This is a genomic window from Pseudomonas sp. PARCl1 (genome assembly GCF_947311875.1).
GTDB lineage: Bacteria > Pseudomonadota > Gammaproteobacteria > Pseudomonadales > Pseudomonadaceae > Aquipseudomonas > Aquipseudomonas juntendi.
Map to the genome: position 1 here is coordinate 100785 of NZ_CAMZMX010000003.1, position 15388 is coordinate 116172.

Annotated in this window: 18 protein-coding genes; 8 read left to right on the forward strand and 10 right to left on the reverse strand. The window is 63.3% G+C overall.

The genetic code is table 11. The features are described 5' to 3' along the window. The first annotated feature begins 230 nt into the window (after positions 1-230). A complete protein-coding gene (locus tag QME24_RS02645; protein WP_054904112.1) occupies positions 231-536 on the forward strand; it encodes a hypothetical protein in 306 nt (101 codons plus the stop codon). 162 nt (positions 537-698) lie between these two features. Next, positions 699-911 carry a cold-shock protein gene (locus tag QME24_RS02650; protein WP_003250656.1) on the forward strand — a complete coding sequence of 71 codons (213 nt, stop codon included), beginning with the start codon at positions 699-701 and terminating at the stop codon, positions 909-911. A 76-nt stretch (positions 912-987) separates the two neighbouring features. On the opposite strand, the gene QME24_RS02655 is transcribed toward QME24_RS02650, so the two are convergent. Next, positions 988-1317, reverse strand: a complete 330-nt coding sequence (locus QME24_RS02655) for an I78 family peptidase inhibitor (RefSeq protein ID WP_054904113.1) — start codon at positions 1315-1317, stop codon at positions 988-990. Positions 1318-1592: 275 nt separating this feature from the next. On the opposite strand from QME24_RS02655, the gene QME24_RS02660 reads away from it, so the two are divergent. Continuing rightward, positions 1593-1805, forward strand: coding sequence for a hypothetical protein (locus QME24_RS02660; protein ID WP_054904114.1), 213 nt, complete (start codon positions 1593-1595; stop codon positions 1803-1805). On the opposite strand, the gene QME24_RS02665 is transcribed toward QME24_RS02660, so the two are convergent. The 7 genes from QME24_RS02665 to QME24_RS02695 form a co-directional block, all read right to left on the reverse strand. After that, on the reverse strand, positions 1777-2778 hold the full coding sequence (locus QME24_RS02665) for a nucleoside hydrolase (protein WP_054904115.1): 1002 nt from the start codon (positions 2776-2778) through the stop codon (positions 1777-1779). The genes QME24_RS02660 and QME24_RS02665 overlap by 29 nt on opposite strands. Before the next feature lie 72 nt (positions 2779-2850). Next, entirely contained in the window at positions 2851-3249 is a 399-nt protein-coding gene (rbsD, locus tag QME24_RS02670) for a D-ribose pyranase (RefSeq protein ID WP_009685887.1), read from the reverse strand. Then, on the reverse strand, positions 3246-4154 hold the full coding sequence (rbsK, locus tag QME24_RS02675) for a ribokinase (RefSeq protein WP_054904117.1): 909 nt from the start codon (positions 4152-4154) through the stop codon (positions 3246-3248). The genes rbsD and rbsK overlap by 4 nt, the downstream gene beginning before the upstream one ends. A gap of 15 nt (positions 4155-4169) precedes the next feature. Continuing rightward, positions 4170-5192 (reverse strand): LacI family DNA-binding transcriptional regulator, encoded by a 1023-nt coding sequence (locus QME24_RS02680; protein ID WP_029884924.1) that lies wholly within the window; start codon positions 5190-5192, stop codon positions 4170-4172. A gap of 4 nt (positions 5193-5196) precedes the next feature. Then, entirely contained in the window at positions 5197-6189 is a 993-nt protein-coding gene (locus QME24_RS02685) for an ABC transporter permease (protein ID WP_054904118.1), read from the reverse strand. Continuing rightward, positions 6186-7739: a sugar ABC transporter ATP-binding protein gene (locus QME24_RS02690; RefSeq protein ID WP_054904119.1), complete on the reverse strand. Its 1554-nt coding sequence runs from the start codon at positions 7737-7739 to the stop codon at positions 6186-6188. Before QME24_RS02690 ends, QME24_RS02685 begins: the two co-directional genes overlap by 4 nt. 26 nt (positions 7740-7765) lie before the next feature. Then, positions 7766-8719: a sugar ABC transporter substrate-binding protein gene (locus QME24_RS02695; RefSeq protein WP_009685894.1), complete on the reverse strand. Its 954-nt coding sequence runs from the start codon at positions 8717-8719 to the stop codon at positions 7766-7768. 399 nt (positions 8720-9118) lie between these two features. Between QME24_RS02695 and QME24_RS02700 the strand changes: the two genes are divergently transcribed. Beyond that, positions 9119-10207, forward strand: coding sequence for an asparaginase (locus QME24_RS02700; protein WP_281690745.1), 1089 nt, complete (start codon positions 9119-9121; stop codon positions 10205-10207). Positions 10208-10259: 52 nt separating this feature from the next. Here the strand turns inward: QME24_RS02700 and QME24_RS02705 are convergent, their stop codons facing one another. Both QME24_RS02705 and QME24_RS02710 read right to left on the reverse strand, forming a co-directional pair. Next, positions 10260-10751 (reverse strand): GNAT family N-acetyltransferase, encoded by a 492-nt coding sequence (locus tag QME24_RS02705; protein WP_054904121.1) that lies wholly within the window; start codon positions 10749-10751, stop codon positions 10260-10262. Between the two features lie 117 nt (positions 10752-10868). Beyond that, the gene (locus QME24_RS02710) at positions 10869-11789 is read right to left on the reverse strand and encodes a LysR substrate-binding domain-containing protein (protein ID WP_054904122.1); all 921 of its coding nucleotides are present in this window, start codon (positions 11787-11789) and stop codon (positions 10869-10871) included. Between the two features lie 160 nt (positions 11790-11949). On the opposite strand from QME24_RS02710, the gene QME24_RS02715 reads away from it, so the two are divergent. The 4 genes from QME24_RS02715 (at position 11950) to QME24_RS02730 (ending at position 15336) form a co-directional block, all read left to right on the forward strand. Next, the gene (locus QME24_RS02715; protein ID WP_054904123.1) at positions 11950-12738 is read left to right on the forward strand and encodes a YqcI/YcgG family protein; all 789 of its coding nucleotides are present in this window, start codon (positions 11950-11952) and stop codon (positions 12736-12738) included. A gap of 2 nt (positions 12739-12740) precedes the next feature. Continuing rightward, positions 12741-13379 carry a LysE family translocator gene (locus tag QME24_RS02720; protein ID WP_054904124.1) on the forward strand — a complete coding sequence of 213 codons (639 nt, stop codon included), beginning with the start codon at positions 12741-12743 and terminating at the stop codon, positions 13377-13379. Positions 13380-13418: 39 nt separating this feature from the next. Continuing rightward, on the forward strand, positions 13419-14501 hold the full coding sequence (locus tag QME24_RS02725) for a hypothetical protein (RefSeq protein WP_054904125.1): 1083 nt from the start codon (positions 13419-13421) through the stop codon (positions 14499-14501). Positions 14502-14640: 139 nt separating this feature from the next. Then, positions 14641-15336: a hypothetical protein gene (locus QME24_RS02730; protein WP_047149981.1), complete on the forward strand. Its 696-nt coding sequence runs from the start codon at positions 14641-14643 to the stop codon at positions 15334-15336. The last annotated feature ends 52 nt before the right edge of the window (positions 15337-15388 follow it).

Below are 15388 nucleotides of genomic sequence, written 5' to 3' on the forward strand. Positions count from 1 at the left end.
TGGCAGAAGCCTTTCGGCTTGCGAGGGACGAACCAGAGTGACTGGAAAGAAAAATGGCTGCGCCGGGCAAAGGCGCGAACACAAGCCGAGCATGCTAGCACGCGGGTTGCACCGCAGGCAGAAATATTTGGAAATTACAGGGTCGGGGTGAACTAACCCGGAAAAAGCCCTATCAGACTTTGGGAAGCAACCTACTCTTGATGAGACCTTAACCCAAGGAGTAACTGGTTATGCGAGTTCCGTCTCTTCTGGCCCTGGCGGCCACTGCTGCCCTGCTGCTGCCGGTAGCCGCGAACGCTGGCAACTTCCCACCGGGGAAAGAGGCCGGCTACATGGCCCAGTGCACGCAGGTGGCCAGCGGCCAGGGCGTTGATGCTGCAACTGCGAAGAAACACTGCGACTGTGGCGCCCAAGCCATCAAGAAGAACTTCACCGATGCCGAAATTGCCGACCTGGACAGCAAGGATGGCGTGGACGCCAAGCTGATGCAGAAAGCGCAAACGGTTGTGAAACAGGCCTGCGCACCGAAGAGCTGAAACCTTAAAGCCAAAGTCGGCCGGTAAATCTTTGAGCTGGATCAATATCCGGCGAAGGTAAAAGGCGCTAGATGCGCAGAAATGGACTATGATACGTCCCGTGCTCCGTAGCCTCGGCCGCATTGCACCACCGAAAAAACTAAATGTTCTGGAGATTCACCCATGTCCAATCGCCAACAAGGCACCGTCAAATGGTTCAATGATGAGAAAGGCTACGGCTTCATCACCCCAGCAGGCGGCGGCGACGACCTGTTCGTTCACTTCAAAGCCATCGAATCTGACGGCTTCAAGAGCCTGAAAGAAGGCCAGACTGTTTCCTTCGTCGCCGAGCGCGGCCAGAAAGGCATGCAGGCTGCACAGGTTCGTCCGGAGTAATTCGGATAGCTGTAAAAAAACCCGCCCTTGTGGCGGGTTTTTTTTGGGCGCGCCCCAGGGGCCGGGGGTAGCTGAATCAGCCGCAGTTGACGCGGTTGACCACACCCTGCTCATTGACGTTAAGGTTCAAGCGCTCGGACCGGTACTCCAGGGTTACCACGTCGTGCGGCTTGAGAATACGCGCTATTTGCGAACCACTGGCCTTGCGCGCCTGCTCCAGCAACTCGGCACTGGCTTGCTTGCCCATGGCAAAGTCTGCGCCGCTGGCATCGCAGCGGCCGTCGTTGCCGGCCGGCGCAGCCGGTGCAGCCCCACTGGCATTACCACCAGCATCGCCACCAGTGCTGCAACCAGCCAGGACAGCAGCCATCGCCAGGGTTGCCAGGTAAGCACGGGTACGGAACATGAAGCCTCCTAAATCGGTATGGGAATGTCTGATCCGACAGTTCCGCTCATCATTTGTTGCAAAACCGGTCAAGTCTGCCTGAACTCGATCAACGAGGGGGAAAAGCAATCGTGACCGGATTTTGCACAACCCGCTGCGTTTGCCATATGCTTAGCGCGCACGGTCACTGGCGCAAAGCCATGATTTGCTGCAAGAAGTGGAGTGCATCCCGCCTCCATCGAACACCAGGGTCAGGTGTTCACCCCTTCGTTCCGGGCCCCTAGCGAGAGCTTTTCATGAGCAGCCACACCATCGATGCCGATATCAAGGTCAAGTGGGCCGAGGGCCAGAGTGCGTACAGCCCTGGCACACCAGAGGAGTTGCTGTTGATCGGCATCGACCTGCTGGTGCGCGACCGCGGCCCCGAAGCAGCACGCAGCTTCATCGAGCAGGTGCTGGAGCGCTACGCCCCGCGCGCAGCTATTGCAGCCGCGCCAACCGGGCGCTAAGCAGGTCGAACAGGCCTTGGGCGTCACCCTGCTCCACCCACAGCACATTGGCCGGCTGCTTGAGCACGCCGTGCCAGTCAGCGACGGTCTGACCAAAGGTCGGGCCTTCGCGGCTGTCGATGCTCAGGTAAATGCGCCGGCCGCTGAACAGTTCGGGCTTGAGCAAGTAGGCAATGACGCTGGCGTCATGCACCGGACCGCCGGGCATGCCGTACAACGCCATGTCGTGCTTGATATACACGTTGAGAATGTCCACCACCCGCTTGCTGGCTTGTGTATTCACCGCGGCCAACTGCTGCAGCCGGGCGTCGCTGGTCAGCAGCTTGTGGGTGACGTCCAGCGGTAGATAGGTCAGTTGCACCCCGCTGGCCAGAACCACCTGGGCTGCATGGGGGTCGGCGTAGAGGTTGAATTCTGCCGCCGGGGTGATGTTGCCGCCGTTGAAGTGGGCGCCGCCCATGACCACCACCTCCTTGATGCCCTTGGCAATCTCCGGGCGCTGGATCAGCGCCAGGGCCAGGTTGGTCTGTGGGCCGAGCATGGCCACGGTGATGCTGTGCGGCTTGGCGGCCGCCAAGGTGTCTACCAGGTACTGCACGGCGTTGCCGGCGGCCAGCGGGGCCTTCGGCTCATGCACTTGAACGCCGGCCAGGCCTTCTTCGCCGTGCACTTCTGCGGCATAGACAGGGGCGCGCACCAGCGGGCGGCCGGCCCCCGCGTAAACCGGGATGTCTTCGCGGCCAGCCCATTCGCGCGCCAGGCGCGCGTTGCGGGAGGTTTTATCCAGGCGCACATTGCCGGCCACGGTGGTGATGGCGCGAACATTGAGTTCTTCTGGCGAGGCCAGGGCCAGGAACAAGGCGACCACGTCGTCAGCACCGGGGTCGGTGTCGATGATCAGGTCGATGGGGGCAGCCTGCAAGCTGGTGGCAGTGAGCATGAAAGCGAGTCCTTGAAGCCAGGGCTTGAGCATGGAATGGCACTCCTGTTGCCTTTGGTGAATAACGCCAGACGCGCCGGGTGGCACCGGCGGCTGGTAAACGGCTCAGAACGTGACGCCGGAAACCAGCGCGATATTGCTGTAGGGCTGGCACTCACCGGTACGCACCACCGCCCGGGCACTGCGCGACAGCACCTTGAATGCTTCATGGCTAAGCCATTCGCGCTTGCCCAGCTTGCCCTTCAGGCGCTCGAGCTCGACCAGCGCTGGCGGCACCACTTTCTGCATTTCCTCGGCCAGCACATGCCGCTCTACCTGAAGCTCGCTCAGCACGGCCCGCAACACACTGGCGAAGTCCGGCAAGCCAGGGGTGATCGCCAGGTCGATCATTTCCACGCCTGGCGGCACCGGCAGGCCCGCATCGCCGATCACCAGGATATCGCCATGGCCCATGCCGGCGATGGTGCGCGAAAGGGCAACGTTCAGCAGCGGGGTTTTCTTCATGGCACCAGCTCCGCCAGGTAAGGGATTGATGGCTGCGCGCCAGCGCGTGTCACCGACAGCGCCGCAGCACGCTGGCCGAAGGCGATGGCCTCGCCCTCCTCCAGGCCACGCACCAGGCCCGCAGCGAAGCCGCCAATGAAGGTGTCGCCAGCAGCAGTGGTGTCCAGCGGCTGCACCACCGGTGCGGGGTAATGCTGGTGGCCCTCGGGCGTTACCAGCAATGCCCCTTGCGCGCCCAGCGTGACGATCACCTTGCCCGCCCCCGCCTGCAGCAAGCGCTCTGCGGCAAGCTGCGCGCTCGCCTGGTCGGTCACCGCAATGCCGGTCAGCGCTTCGGCCTCGCTTTCATTGGGGGTGAGGTAATCGATGAGCGCGAACCATTGCGCAGGCAGCGGGCCGGTGGCAGGCGCCGGGTTGAGGATCACCTGCTTGCCCAGTTCACGCGCCCGCCTCAGCGTCCAGGCCACCGTGTCGACCGGCACCTCCAACTGGCAGATGACCACCTGCGCAGCCTGCAACAACGCCTCGAAGTGCTGCACCGACTGCGGCGTCAGCAGGCCGTTGCCGCCGGGGATGATGACAATGCAATTCTGGCTGGCGGCATCCACGGTGATCAGGGCTACACCGCTGGACACGCCGGGGCAGGTACTGACGCCCTGGCAGTCGATGCCTTCTGCGGACAATGCCTGGTGCAACTGGCGGCCATAATCGTCATCGCCGACATTGCCAATCATCGCCACGCTGGCGCCCAGGCGCGCAGCTGCTACGGCCTGGTTGGCCCCCTTGCCGCCCGGCACCGTGAAAAAACGCTCACCGGGCAGGGTTTCGCCGGCGCGAGGCAAGCGCTGGGCGCGGACCACCAGGTCCATGTTGAGGCTGCCGACCACCACAACCTTGGCATTCATGACAGTTCCTTAGCGTTAGCGGTAATCGTTGAACAGGTCCGGGCGCGGCCCGGTGGATTCGCGCAAGACAATGCGCGGGGCGACGATGCGCTGCTCGGCCATGCCTTGCCGGGGGGTGCCGATGCGCGCCAGCAACAGCGAGGCAGCGCTCTCGCCCAGTTCGCGGATCGACTGGCCCACGGTGGTCAACGGCGGGTACACGTAGCGGCTGAGCTCGATGTCGTCGAAGCCGATCACCGACAATTCGCCGGGCACGTTGATATTGCGTTCGGCGGCAGCGCGCAGCACGCCGAAACCGATCATGTCGTTGCCCGCAAAAATGGCCGTAGGTCGCCGCCCCTGCAACACTTGCGCAGCGGCGGCATGGCCGCCTGGGCTGGTGAAGTCGCAGTGCAGCACACGGTCACTGTGCACCGGCGCCTGCGCCTCGGCCATGGCCCGATGAAAGCCGCGCAGGCGCAGCTGGGTTACCCCGGTATCGGCGGGGCCGCCGATATAGGCGATGTCGCGGTGCCCCAGGGCCAGCAGGTGCTGGGTCGCCAGGTAAGCGCCGTGCTCATGGTCGATGCGCACCAGGTCAGCGTCCACCCCTTCCAGCTCGCGGTCGACGATCACCATGGGCGTACGTACGCCGGCCAGGCTCTGCAGCAGGTCGCTGTCCTCGCCCACCGACGCCACCACCAGCCCGTCGATGCGCTTTTCCAGCAACACGCGCAGGTAACTGCGCTGCTTTTGCGGGTTGTCGTCGGAGTTGCACAGAATCACGCAATAGCCGTTGCGTTCACAGGCGTCCTCGATGCCCCGCGCCAGCTCGGCAAAGTAAGGGTTCACGCTGCTGGGCACCAGCAGGCCGATGGTCGCCGTGCTACGAGCCTTCAGCGAACGCGCCACGGCACTGGGCACATAGTCGAGCTCGACAATCGCGGCCTCCACTTTCTGCCGCACCTGCTCGCTGACCGGTCGGGTCTTGTTCAATACATGGGACACCGTGGTATAGGAAATACCCGCCAATGCCGCGACATCTTTGATGGTTGCCATGTTGTCAGTTCCGCCGGCCTGCACGCCGGCTACGGTAAGTGTCGAGCACCACGGCAATGACGATCACCGCCCCGGTGATGATGCGCTTGGTCGGTTCGCTGGCACCGATCTGCGCCAGCCCCGCGGCCAGTACGGAAATGATCAGCACGCCGAAGAAGGTGCTGATGACCGAGCCACGCCCGCCCATCAGGCTGGTGCCGCCGATCACCACGGCGGCAATGACCTGCAGTTCCAGGCCAGAGCCGGCATTCGGGTCGGCCGCTTCCAACCGAGAAATCTGGAACAGCGCAGCCAGCCCGGCCAGCAGGCCCATCAGCGCGAACACCAGCACTTTGTAGGGCCGTGGGTCGATACCTGCCAGGCGCACGGCCTCTTCATTGGTGCCGATGCCGATCAGGTAGCGGCCGAACACCGTGCGGGTCAGTACCAGGTGGGCCAGCACGATCACCAGCAAGCCGATGATGAACGCTGGCGAGATGCCAAAGGCGACCGGGTCGGAGAACCAGGCATAGGCATCGCCGATATAGGCGGTGCGCGAGTCGGTGAACTGGTAGGCCAGGCCACGGGCCATTTCCAGCACGCCGAGCGAGACGATGAACGACGGGATGCGCCAGGCCACGGTCACGCTGCCAGTGATGCTGCCGGCCAGCGCAGCCACGGCCATGCCCAGCAGCGCGGCGGGTAGCACGCCCCAGCCCCAACCGAGCATCGCCACGCTCACCGTAGACGCGGCCAGGGCCAGCACCGACCCCACCGACAGGTCGATACCGCCGATGATCAGCACGAAGGTCATGCCGACCGCCAGTACCATCAGGTCCGGGATCTGGTTGGCCAATGTACTGAAAGTGTTGTACGACCAGAAGTGGCTGCTGAGGAACGAGAAGAGCACGATCATCGCCAGCAAGGCGCCGGCCAGGCCCAGGTAGGTGCCCAGGCCATAATAGGAACCGTTGCGGCGCACGGCGTCGCCTTGGCTGTCGAGCGGTGTGGTTTTCATACGTCCATCCTGGGGGCTGCCTCATGCAGCAGAGCGTCACGTTTCTGATAACCGGCAAAGGCTGCCGCCAACAGTTGATCCTGCGTCCAGTGCTCACGGTCGAAGGTGTCGATCAGGCGCCCGGCAGACAGCACGGCGATGCGGTCGCAGATCAACATCAATTCGCGCAGGTCGCTGGACACCACCACCAGGGCCTTGCCTTGGCGTGCCAGCTCGGCCAGCAGGCCGTAGATGTCGAACTTGGCACCGACATCGATGCCCCGGGTGGGCTCGTCGAACAGCAGTACCTGGCAGTCGCGCTCCAGCCAACGGCCGATCACGACCTTCTGCTGGTTGCCACCCGACAGCTCGCCAACCACCTGCTGCGCACCGGCGCTGCGAATACGCATGGCCTGGATCTGGCGCTCGGCCAAGGCCCTTTCCGCCTCGCCGTCGAGCACGCCGGCCCGTGACACGGCGCCAAGGTTGCCCAAGGCAATGTTGGCGCTGATCGACTGGCTCAGCAGCAGGCCCTCGCCTTTGCGGTCTTCGGTGATCAAGGCTATGCCTGCGCGCACGGCCGCCTTGGGCGAGTCGATGGTCACCGGCTGCGGTGGCTGGCCCAATGCGATGCTGCCGCTGTCAGCACGGTCGGCGCCGTAGATCAGGCGCAACAACTCGGTGCGGCCCGCGCCGATCAGGCCGGAGATGCCGAATATCTCCCCTGCCCTGACCTCGAAAGATACCTCGCGCACCTTGTCGCTGCGGGTAAGCCGGTCGACCTTGAGCAAGGGTGCGCCAAGCTGCCGCCGGCCCAGGTCGATGTGTTCGCCCAGTTCGCGGCCCACCATGAGGTTGACCAGTTCGGCGCTGCTGTAGCGCTGGATGGGCTCGTCACACACCTGCCTGCCGTCGCGCAGTACGACGATCCGCTGGGCCACGCGCTGCAGCTCTTCCAGGCGGTGAGAGATGTACACGATGGCCACCCCGCGCGCGCGCAGGCGGTCGATCTGGGTGAACAGCAGCTCCACTTCGCGCGCGGTCAGCATCGCGGTGGGTTCGTCGAAGATCAGCACGTGGCAGTCGCCGATCAGGTTACGGGCGATTTCGACCATTTGCTGGTGGCCGATACCCAGTTCGCCGACTGGGGTATCCGGGTCGATGGCATCGAGCCCGACCCTGGCCATGGCCGCCGTGGCCAACTGGCGCAGGCGTTTGTGGTTGATCCAGCCAAAACGGCTGGGCAGGTTGTCGAGAAACAGGTTTTCCGCCACGGTCAAGGTTGGCAGCAGGTTCAGTTCCTGCATGACCATGCGCACGCCAAGGCGCTCGGCCTCGCTGCGGCTGGCGGGGGCGTAGGCCTGGCCGCGGTAGGTCATGTGCCCGGTGGTGGGGGTTTCCAGGCCGCTGATCAACTTGGACAGCGTGCTCTTGCCCGCACCGTTCTCGCCGGTCAGGGCCAGCACTTCGCCGGCCCGCAGATTCAGGCTGACCTCGCCCAGCACCGGCTGGGCGTAGGTCTTGCCAAGGCCGCTGGCAGCGAGCACCACTTCATTGGCCGATGCAGGCATGGCCGGTTCTCCTGGCAGGGTCGGGGCTACTTGGTAACGAGCTTGACTGGGGTCTGGATGACGTTGTCGGCATCCACGTCAGGCTTTTCGCCTTTGACCATTTTCAATGCTGCCTGAATACCGAATACGGCTTGCTGGCTGGCTGCCTGGTCAAGGGTGGCGAGCACGCGGCCATCGGCCAGCATGGGCTTGATGGCGTTGATATTGTCATAGCCGACCACTTGCACCTGGCCCGCCTTGCCGGCGGCACGCACAGCCGAAACTGCACCCAGCGCCATGCTGTCGTTACCGGCCAGCAGGGCCTTCAGGTCGGGGTATTCGTTGAGCATGGAAGCGGCGACGGCGTTGCCTTTGTCGATCTCCCAGTTACCGCTTTGGACCGAGACGATGTTCATTTTGGCGGCTTCCATGGCGTCCTTGAAGCCTGCAGTGCGCTGCTGGGCGTTGGTGGTGGTTGGCACCCCTTCGATGATGCCCACCTGGTCACCGGCCTTGAGCTTCTGTTGGGCCAGGTACTCGCCCACCATACGCGCGCCTTTGCGGTTGTCAGGGCCGACGAAGGGCACGCTGATGCCTTTGCTCTTGAGCAGGTCGGGGTCCAGGCGGTTATCGATGTTGATCACCACCACGCCTTTGTCCATGGCTTTCTTCACCGCTGATACCAGCGCCTTGGAATCGGCTGGGGCAATTACCAGCGCCTTGGCGCCGGCGTTGACCATTTGCTCGACGATGCGGATCTGTTCGCCAGTGTCGGTTTCGTTCTTGATGCCGTTGGCAATCAAATCAAACTCAGCGGCGTGGCTTTTCTGGTAGTCCTTGGCACCGTCTTCCATGGTGCGGAAGAACTCGTTGGCCAGCGATTTCATGACCAGGGCGACCTTGGGCTTGTCTTCGGCGTGGGCGGCAGAAAACGGCAAGGCAAGGGAGAGTGAGGAAACGACAGCGAGGGCCAGCAGACGACCGGGGAACGGCAGTTTCATGGACGATGACTCCGAATCTTGTTTTTTTATCGGATCGCAAACGTTTGCGGTACGTAACTATGGAAACAGTAGCAGGGTTTGTCAAATCCGTTTTTCAGGTCAGCGGCCGAAACCGTTGGCGCTGATTATCCAGAATCTTTCCGCAAAACCGAACACCTTTTCCTACGCCTGTTCGGATTCTCGAATGGAACACTACCCCCGCAACGCCCCCCCCTAGGTCGAGCCGGGCTGCGCTGCACCTGCGCCAACCTGCACTGCGGCCGTGGTTTCGGGGCTGCTGCGCACAGCACTGCAACACAAAGCGGTGCCTGCACCACTGCGCGCGCAAGCTGGTATGAAAGATGCCTTGCAAGCTGCGCGATTCAAAAACCATCTCATTTGGAAGAGAGCACAAGAACGATGCATGCCGCACTGAAAACCTTTGCCCCCAGCGCCCTCGCCCTGCTGCTGGTCCTGCCCACCGCCGCCTCGGCCAAGGAAGCCGAAACCCGGCAGAAACTGGCCAACGTGGTCATCCTCGCCACCGGTGGCACCATCGCCGGCGCTGGCGCCAGCGCCGCCAACAGCGCCACCTACCAGGCTGCCAAGCTGGGGGTGGACAAGCTGATCGCCGGCGTGCCGGAGCTCGCTGACATCGCCAATGTGCGCGGCGAGCAGGTGATGCAGATCGCCTCGGAAAGCATCAGCAACGATGACCTGCTGAAGCTGGCCAAACGCGTCGCCGAACTGGCCGACAGCAAGGATGTGGACGGTATCGTCATCACCCACGGTACCGACACGCTTGAAGAAACCGCCTACTTCCTCAACCTGGTCGAGAAGACCGACAAGCCAATCGTGGTAGTCGGCTCGATGCGCCCGGGCACCGCCATGTCCGCCGACGGCATGCTCAACCTCTACAATGCAGTGGCCGTGGCCGGCGACCAGCAGTCGCGAGGCAAGGGCGTGCTGGTGACCATGAACGACGAGATCCAGTCTGGCCGTGACGTGAGCAAGGCCGTCAACATCAAGACAGAAGCGTTCAAGAGCGCCTGGGGGCCAATGGGCATGGTCGTGGAAGGCAAGTCGTACTGGTTCCGCCTGCCGGCCAAGCGTCACACGGTCAACTCCGAGTTCGACATCAAACAGATCAGCAGCCTGCCGCAGGTGGACATTGCCTATGGCTATGGCAACGTGACCGACACTGCCTACAAAGCGTTGGCGCAACATGGCGCCAAGGCGCTGATCCACGCCGGTACCGGCAATGGCTCGGTGTCTTCACGGGTAGTGCCGGCGCTGCAGGAACTGCGCAAGGAGGGTGTGCAGATCATTCGCTCGTCGCACGTCAACCAGGGTGGCCTCGTGCTGCGTAACGCCGAACAGCCAGATGACAAGAACGACTGGGTGGTGGCACATGACCTGAACCCGCAGAAGGCGCGGATTCTGGCCATGGTGGCAATGACCAAGACCCAGGACAGCAAGGAGCTGCAGCGGATCTTCTGGGAGTACTGATACCCCAGCAACCTCAGCAGCCACAGGCTGCTGAGGCCCGCTTCACGGTTGCCTAGAGGGCCATGACCATTTCGTGCCAGGCCATGCCGCCGTGGTCGGAGGGCGAAGGCCGCACGTACTGGTAGCCCATCTTGCGGTACAGCTCGACATGCTGCTCCTTGCACATCAGGTGAATGGTCTGCTTGCCTTGCGCCTTGGTCCGCGCAATGAATTCGTCCATCAGCCGCTTGGCGTAGCCTTTGCCCTGGTGCGCGGGGTCCACCACCACCGACAGGATCACCACATTGGCTGCCAGCGGGTCATGCCCGACCAAGTCTTTGAACGCCTCGTCAGCCATCACCACGGCATGGGCACAGCCGCTGTTGATGAACCCCACGATGCCGCCCTGCTCTTCGAGCAACAGGAAGCCTTGTGGGTACTGGCTGATACGGGTGCGTATCTTTTCCAGGGTGGCCGCCTCGTCGCCCTCGTAGGCACTCACCTCAATCTGGTAGCAGTGCTCGGCGTCGGTCATGACGGGCTGGCGGAATTGCAGGTTGCTCATGGGCAGGCTCCGGGTACCAAAATGGCAAGCCGGCCATTCTAAACCGCTGGCTGGCATGCGCGCAGCCGTTGCAAGGCATTTTGGCCACAGCGCTCTGCCACCGCGAAGCAGTACGGCTCAACCGTACAGATAGTCGATATCCTTGTAGGCCAGCGGCGGCACCTGGCCCATCAGGAAGTCACGCAGCTTGTGCATCTGCCGCGCCTTGGGGCTGGCCTTGAGCCAGATCATGTAGTACCCGTCGCCGGTGGCCACGGCATGCTTGAATGGCGTAACCAGGCGCCCGGCCGCCAGGTCGGCACTGGCCAGTACCAGGTCGACGACCGAAATGCCCAGGCCCTGCTGTGCAGCCGAAATGCCCTGGTCCAGCGTGTCGAATACCTGCCCCTGGTCGATACTGATGTGCAGCGCGTCCATCCGCGCCAACCAGCGCCGCCAGTCGCGCCGGTCGGGGGAAGGGTGCAGGAACTCGCACTGCGGCAGGTCGCTGAGGGCTGGCTGCGCTTGCGCCATGTAATCGGGGTGGCATACCGGTATCAGCCACTCGTCGAACAGCTTGAAGCTGTCGATGTCGGCAGGGAAGCGCCCGCTGGCCAGAAGAATGGCGCAGTCGTAAGGCTCGGAATAGAAGTCGACGCTGTCGATGTCCATCCACACGCTCGACAGCTGCACACTGCAGTGGTCTTCGTGCTTCTTGAACGCATCCAGCGCCCGCAGCAGCCAGCGTACGGTCAGCGTGGAAGGCGCCTTCAGGCGCAAGCCATAACGGTCCTGGCGCAACAACGCGCAGGCATTTTCGATGATCTTGAAGCCCACTTTCAGTTCCTGGGCCAGCACACGGCCATGCTCGGTCAGGCTCAGCTTGGGCCCACGGCGCTCGAACAGGTCGCAACCAAACATGGCTTCGAGGGTCTTGATGTGGTGGCTGACCGCACCCTGGGTCAAGGCAAGCTCTTCGGCCGCACGGGTGAAGGAGCCATAGCGTGACGCCACCTCGAAGGCACGCAATGCGTGCAGGGCCTGGATGCGTTCCGACATGGCGATATCCCGAGCATGAGTGAGACTAATAGTAGGTCATAGTTCCACGCGTTTTACAACGTGAAGTGCGTCTCGGAAAATGCAGGTAAAAAACAAATATAACCAAGATCCTGCCTGCATATGACTGGAACGTTCATTTAAATTCACGCCTGGGGAAATCATGTTTACGGGATATGGAAATTGCTATCGCCTGGATGCGCTAGAGCTCGCCGCTGAACATGGTCATGACATGCAACACTGGACGTACACCACCGTAGAACAATTTCGCACCATTCTCGCCAACCCCGAATTTCCGTGCCTGTTCGGCCGCAAGGCGGTAAACGGCGAAACCTGTTACATCCTGTTCGCACGCGCCGAGCAACTGTCGGATGATATCGCACAGGGCCTGGCCGATTATGTGCGCCTCATCGCACCTGTCACACCCCGGCAGCGCATCGGCAGCCCACTGGTGGTGTTTCTGCAGACTGCAGCCGACAGCAGCCTGAGCGAACAGCAGGCGCTGGCCTGGAAGGTGCTGCGCGGGGTGCATGCGCGCGACCCCCACCCCTGGCCACAGGGCATACCGACCGACCCCGCCGATACCGGCTGGTCGTTCTGCTACGCCGGCATGCCGCTGTTCATCAACATGAACTTCCCCGGCCACGAGCGCATGAAAAGCCGCAACCTGGGCCAACACATCACCTTCGTCATCAACCCCCGGGAAAACTTCGACGAAGTGGCCGACACCCGCAGCGAAAGCGGCCGGCGCATCCGCGCGCGCATCCGCGAGCGGGTACACCACTACAACGATGGCGTCGTGCCCGACACCCTTGGCGCTTTTGGCGATGCCGACAACTACGAATGGAAGCAGTACCAGCTGCAGGAGGCAGGTTCGCTGAACCCGGCGCGCTGCCCGTTTCATACCCACACCGCACACCAGCCGACACCCGACATACTGATCGAGAACTGACCGTGAATACCGCACTCACCGCCACTTATGCCCTCACCGTCCTGCTGCTGATCGCCACGCCCGGCCCAGTGGTGGCACTGATCGTCAACACTGCGGCCGCTTCGGGCTCGCGCAAGGCCATGTTCACCGCCGTCGGCACCAACTGGGCGTCCCTGGTGCTGATTGGCGCAGCCGCCTGGATCATCCTCACCAGCGCGGCCATCGACAAGACCTGGCTCAACATCATGAGCCTGCTGGGCTGCCTGTTCATCGGCCACATTGCCGTGGGTACCCTGCGCGAGGCGCTGCAGGCGCCGGCTGCAGCGGCCTCGAACGAGGCCCCTAACGAGGCGGCCAAGCCCGGCCGTGGTGGGCTGCTGCACGGGTTCATGGTGGGCATTTCCAACCCGAAGGACATCATCTTCTTCATCGCCTTCTTCCCGCAGTTCATCCAGATCACCGAGTCGTTCGGCAAAAGCATGGTGGTCCTGTCGCTGCTCTGGGTGGCCATCGACTTCGCCGTGCTCAGCCTGTACATCTTCGCCATCGGCAAGATCGCCTCGCAGCGTAGCAACCGGGTCATCAGCCTGGCGTCCGGCGTGGCGCTGCTGCTGATCGCCGCAGGCGGCCTGCTGTACAACCTGAAAGAACTGGCGGCCTGAAACTGCTGTGCACCCTACGGCGCCATTGAAGGAGCATTCATGAACTCCACCCGCACCAGCCCGCCTCCTTCGCCGCTGCCACAGGACTACCAGCGCTTTCTGCTGCGCGGCAGCCGCCGCGCGCCACACACCGTGCATGTGCACGAAACCGGCTACCGCTCCGGCACCATCAACACCGATGCCCTAGGCCTGCGCTACAGCCATTGCGCCGGCAAGCGCTTTTCTGCGGGCGAGCGCGGCGGCGCTTCGCGCATCAACTTGCTGGTCGGTGGCTCGACAGCCCTGGGCATCGGCGCCAGCTCCGACGAGCACACCGTGGCTTCGCACCTGTCGATGCTCACTGGCGAAGTCTGGCTGAGCCTGGCCGGCTGCGGGCTCAATGCCAGCCAGGAGCTGCTGTTGTTCCTGACCCACCAGCATCGCCTGGGCCAGCTCGGCCACGTGGTCGTGCTCAGCGGCCTGAACAGCCTGGCCCACGAAGCCCTGTGCGAAGTGCTCGCCAGCCCCGCAGCGGCCCATGGCAGGGCTTACCAGGACTTTCTCAACAGCTTCAGCGAAGGCCTGCAGCCTGCCACCGCCGCCCGCCGGCAGTCGTTGTGGCGGCGCATCGGTCAAGCCTTGGCGCCGCCGCCGCCAGCCGAAGCCGTGGGCAGTTGGCCGCTATCCGCCCCGGAGAAGCGCCTGGCCCGCGCCGCCGACACCATTGGCCGCACGCTGCGGCAGTGGGACCGGTTGCTGGCCGACAGCCACGCCACCCTGACCTTCATCCTGCAACCGTTGCTGCCCTGGTGCCGGGAAACCCTGCCGGCCGGTGAACAGGCCATGTTGGCGGCACTGGAGCAGCAGCCGGGCAACTTCGACCGGCTGCTCGACGGCGCGTTCGACAGCCAACTGCACTCGGCGTTTTTCCGCCGCATCAAGAGCCAGGCCGATCCGGTCCCCTGCTACGACATGAACGGCATGCTCAGCAGCTCGCCCGTGTTCGGGGCAGATTTGTTCATCGATCGCCTGCACCTGAACGACCTGGGCAACAATGCCTTGGCCAAGGTGATCACCGCCAAGCTGGGCCTGGCCCAGGAAAAACACGCCCAGCGTAATGTCACCCCTATCAGACTCGTCTGACATTTGCACAGCGGCCTTTCGGCCAGGCCCCTTGGCTGGCTAGAATACGTGGTCGTTCCGATTTCCCCGAGGCGCAATGCTTGACCGCCATGACCGTCGAAACCGTGCACTCTCACCTGGCCGCCCATGGGGTTCACCTGTGAGCCTGGCCATGCGCCTGCCCGCGCTGCTGGTTGCGTTACTGCCGCTGGCTGCCCAGGCGCTGGAGGTTAATATCGACCCGCATGCCGACCTGCTCTACCGCCAGGCGTTGCCATTGCTGGAACAGGCCGACAATCAGGAAGAAGGCAGCAGCACCCTGCGCACGTCGCTGGGCGCCGACCCGGAGCTCAGCCGCCAGGGGCAGGCAATGGCTCACACCTTGCCTACAGCGGTGGCCCTGTTGAAAAAGTCGGTCGAGCTGGGCCACCCGGTCGCCCAATACCGGTTGGCCCTGTACTACATGACCTACCTTCCCGCGGCGCAGATCCCTGAAGCTGCCTGCCCGTTGCTCGAAGCCAGCCTAAAGCAGGGCTTTGCCGCACCCGCACCGGCCATCGCCACCTGGTGCCAGCCCTACAATGCCAGTAGCGATTACCGCACAGCCCTGGAGGCCATCCCCAGCATGGCCACCGTGTACGCCCCCTATTACCCGCAGCCTGCCACCCAGCTGGCCTGCCGACGCAACCAGCCACAAGGCCTGGAAATGCTGTGGGGGCGCCAGCGTGACTACCAGGCCGAGGTGTACCGCCTGCTCAGCGAACTGGACCCACAGCACCGGTTGAGCCTGCTGCAGAAGGCGGTCGACATCAATGGCTGCGTGACAGCGCAGCAACACCTGACCCGGCACCCCTAGCTGGTGCCCGGGGGCATTACGGGCGCTCACGCCAAAAGCGCTGTCGACCAGC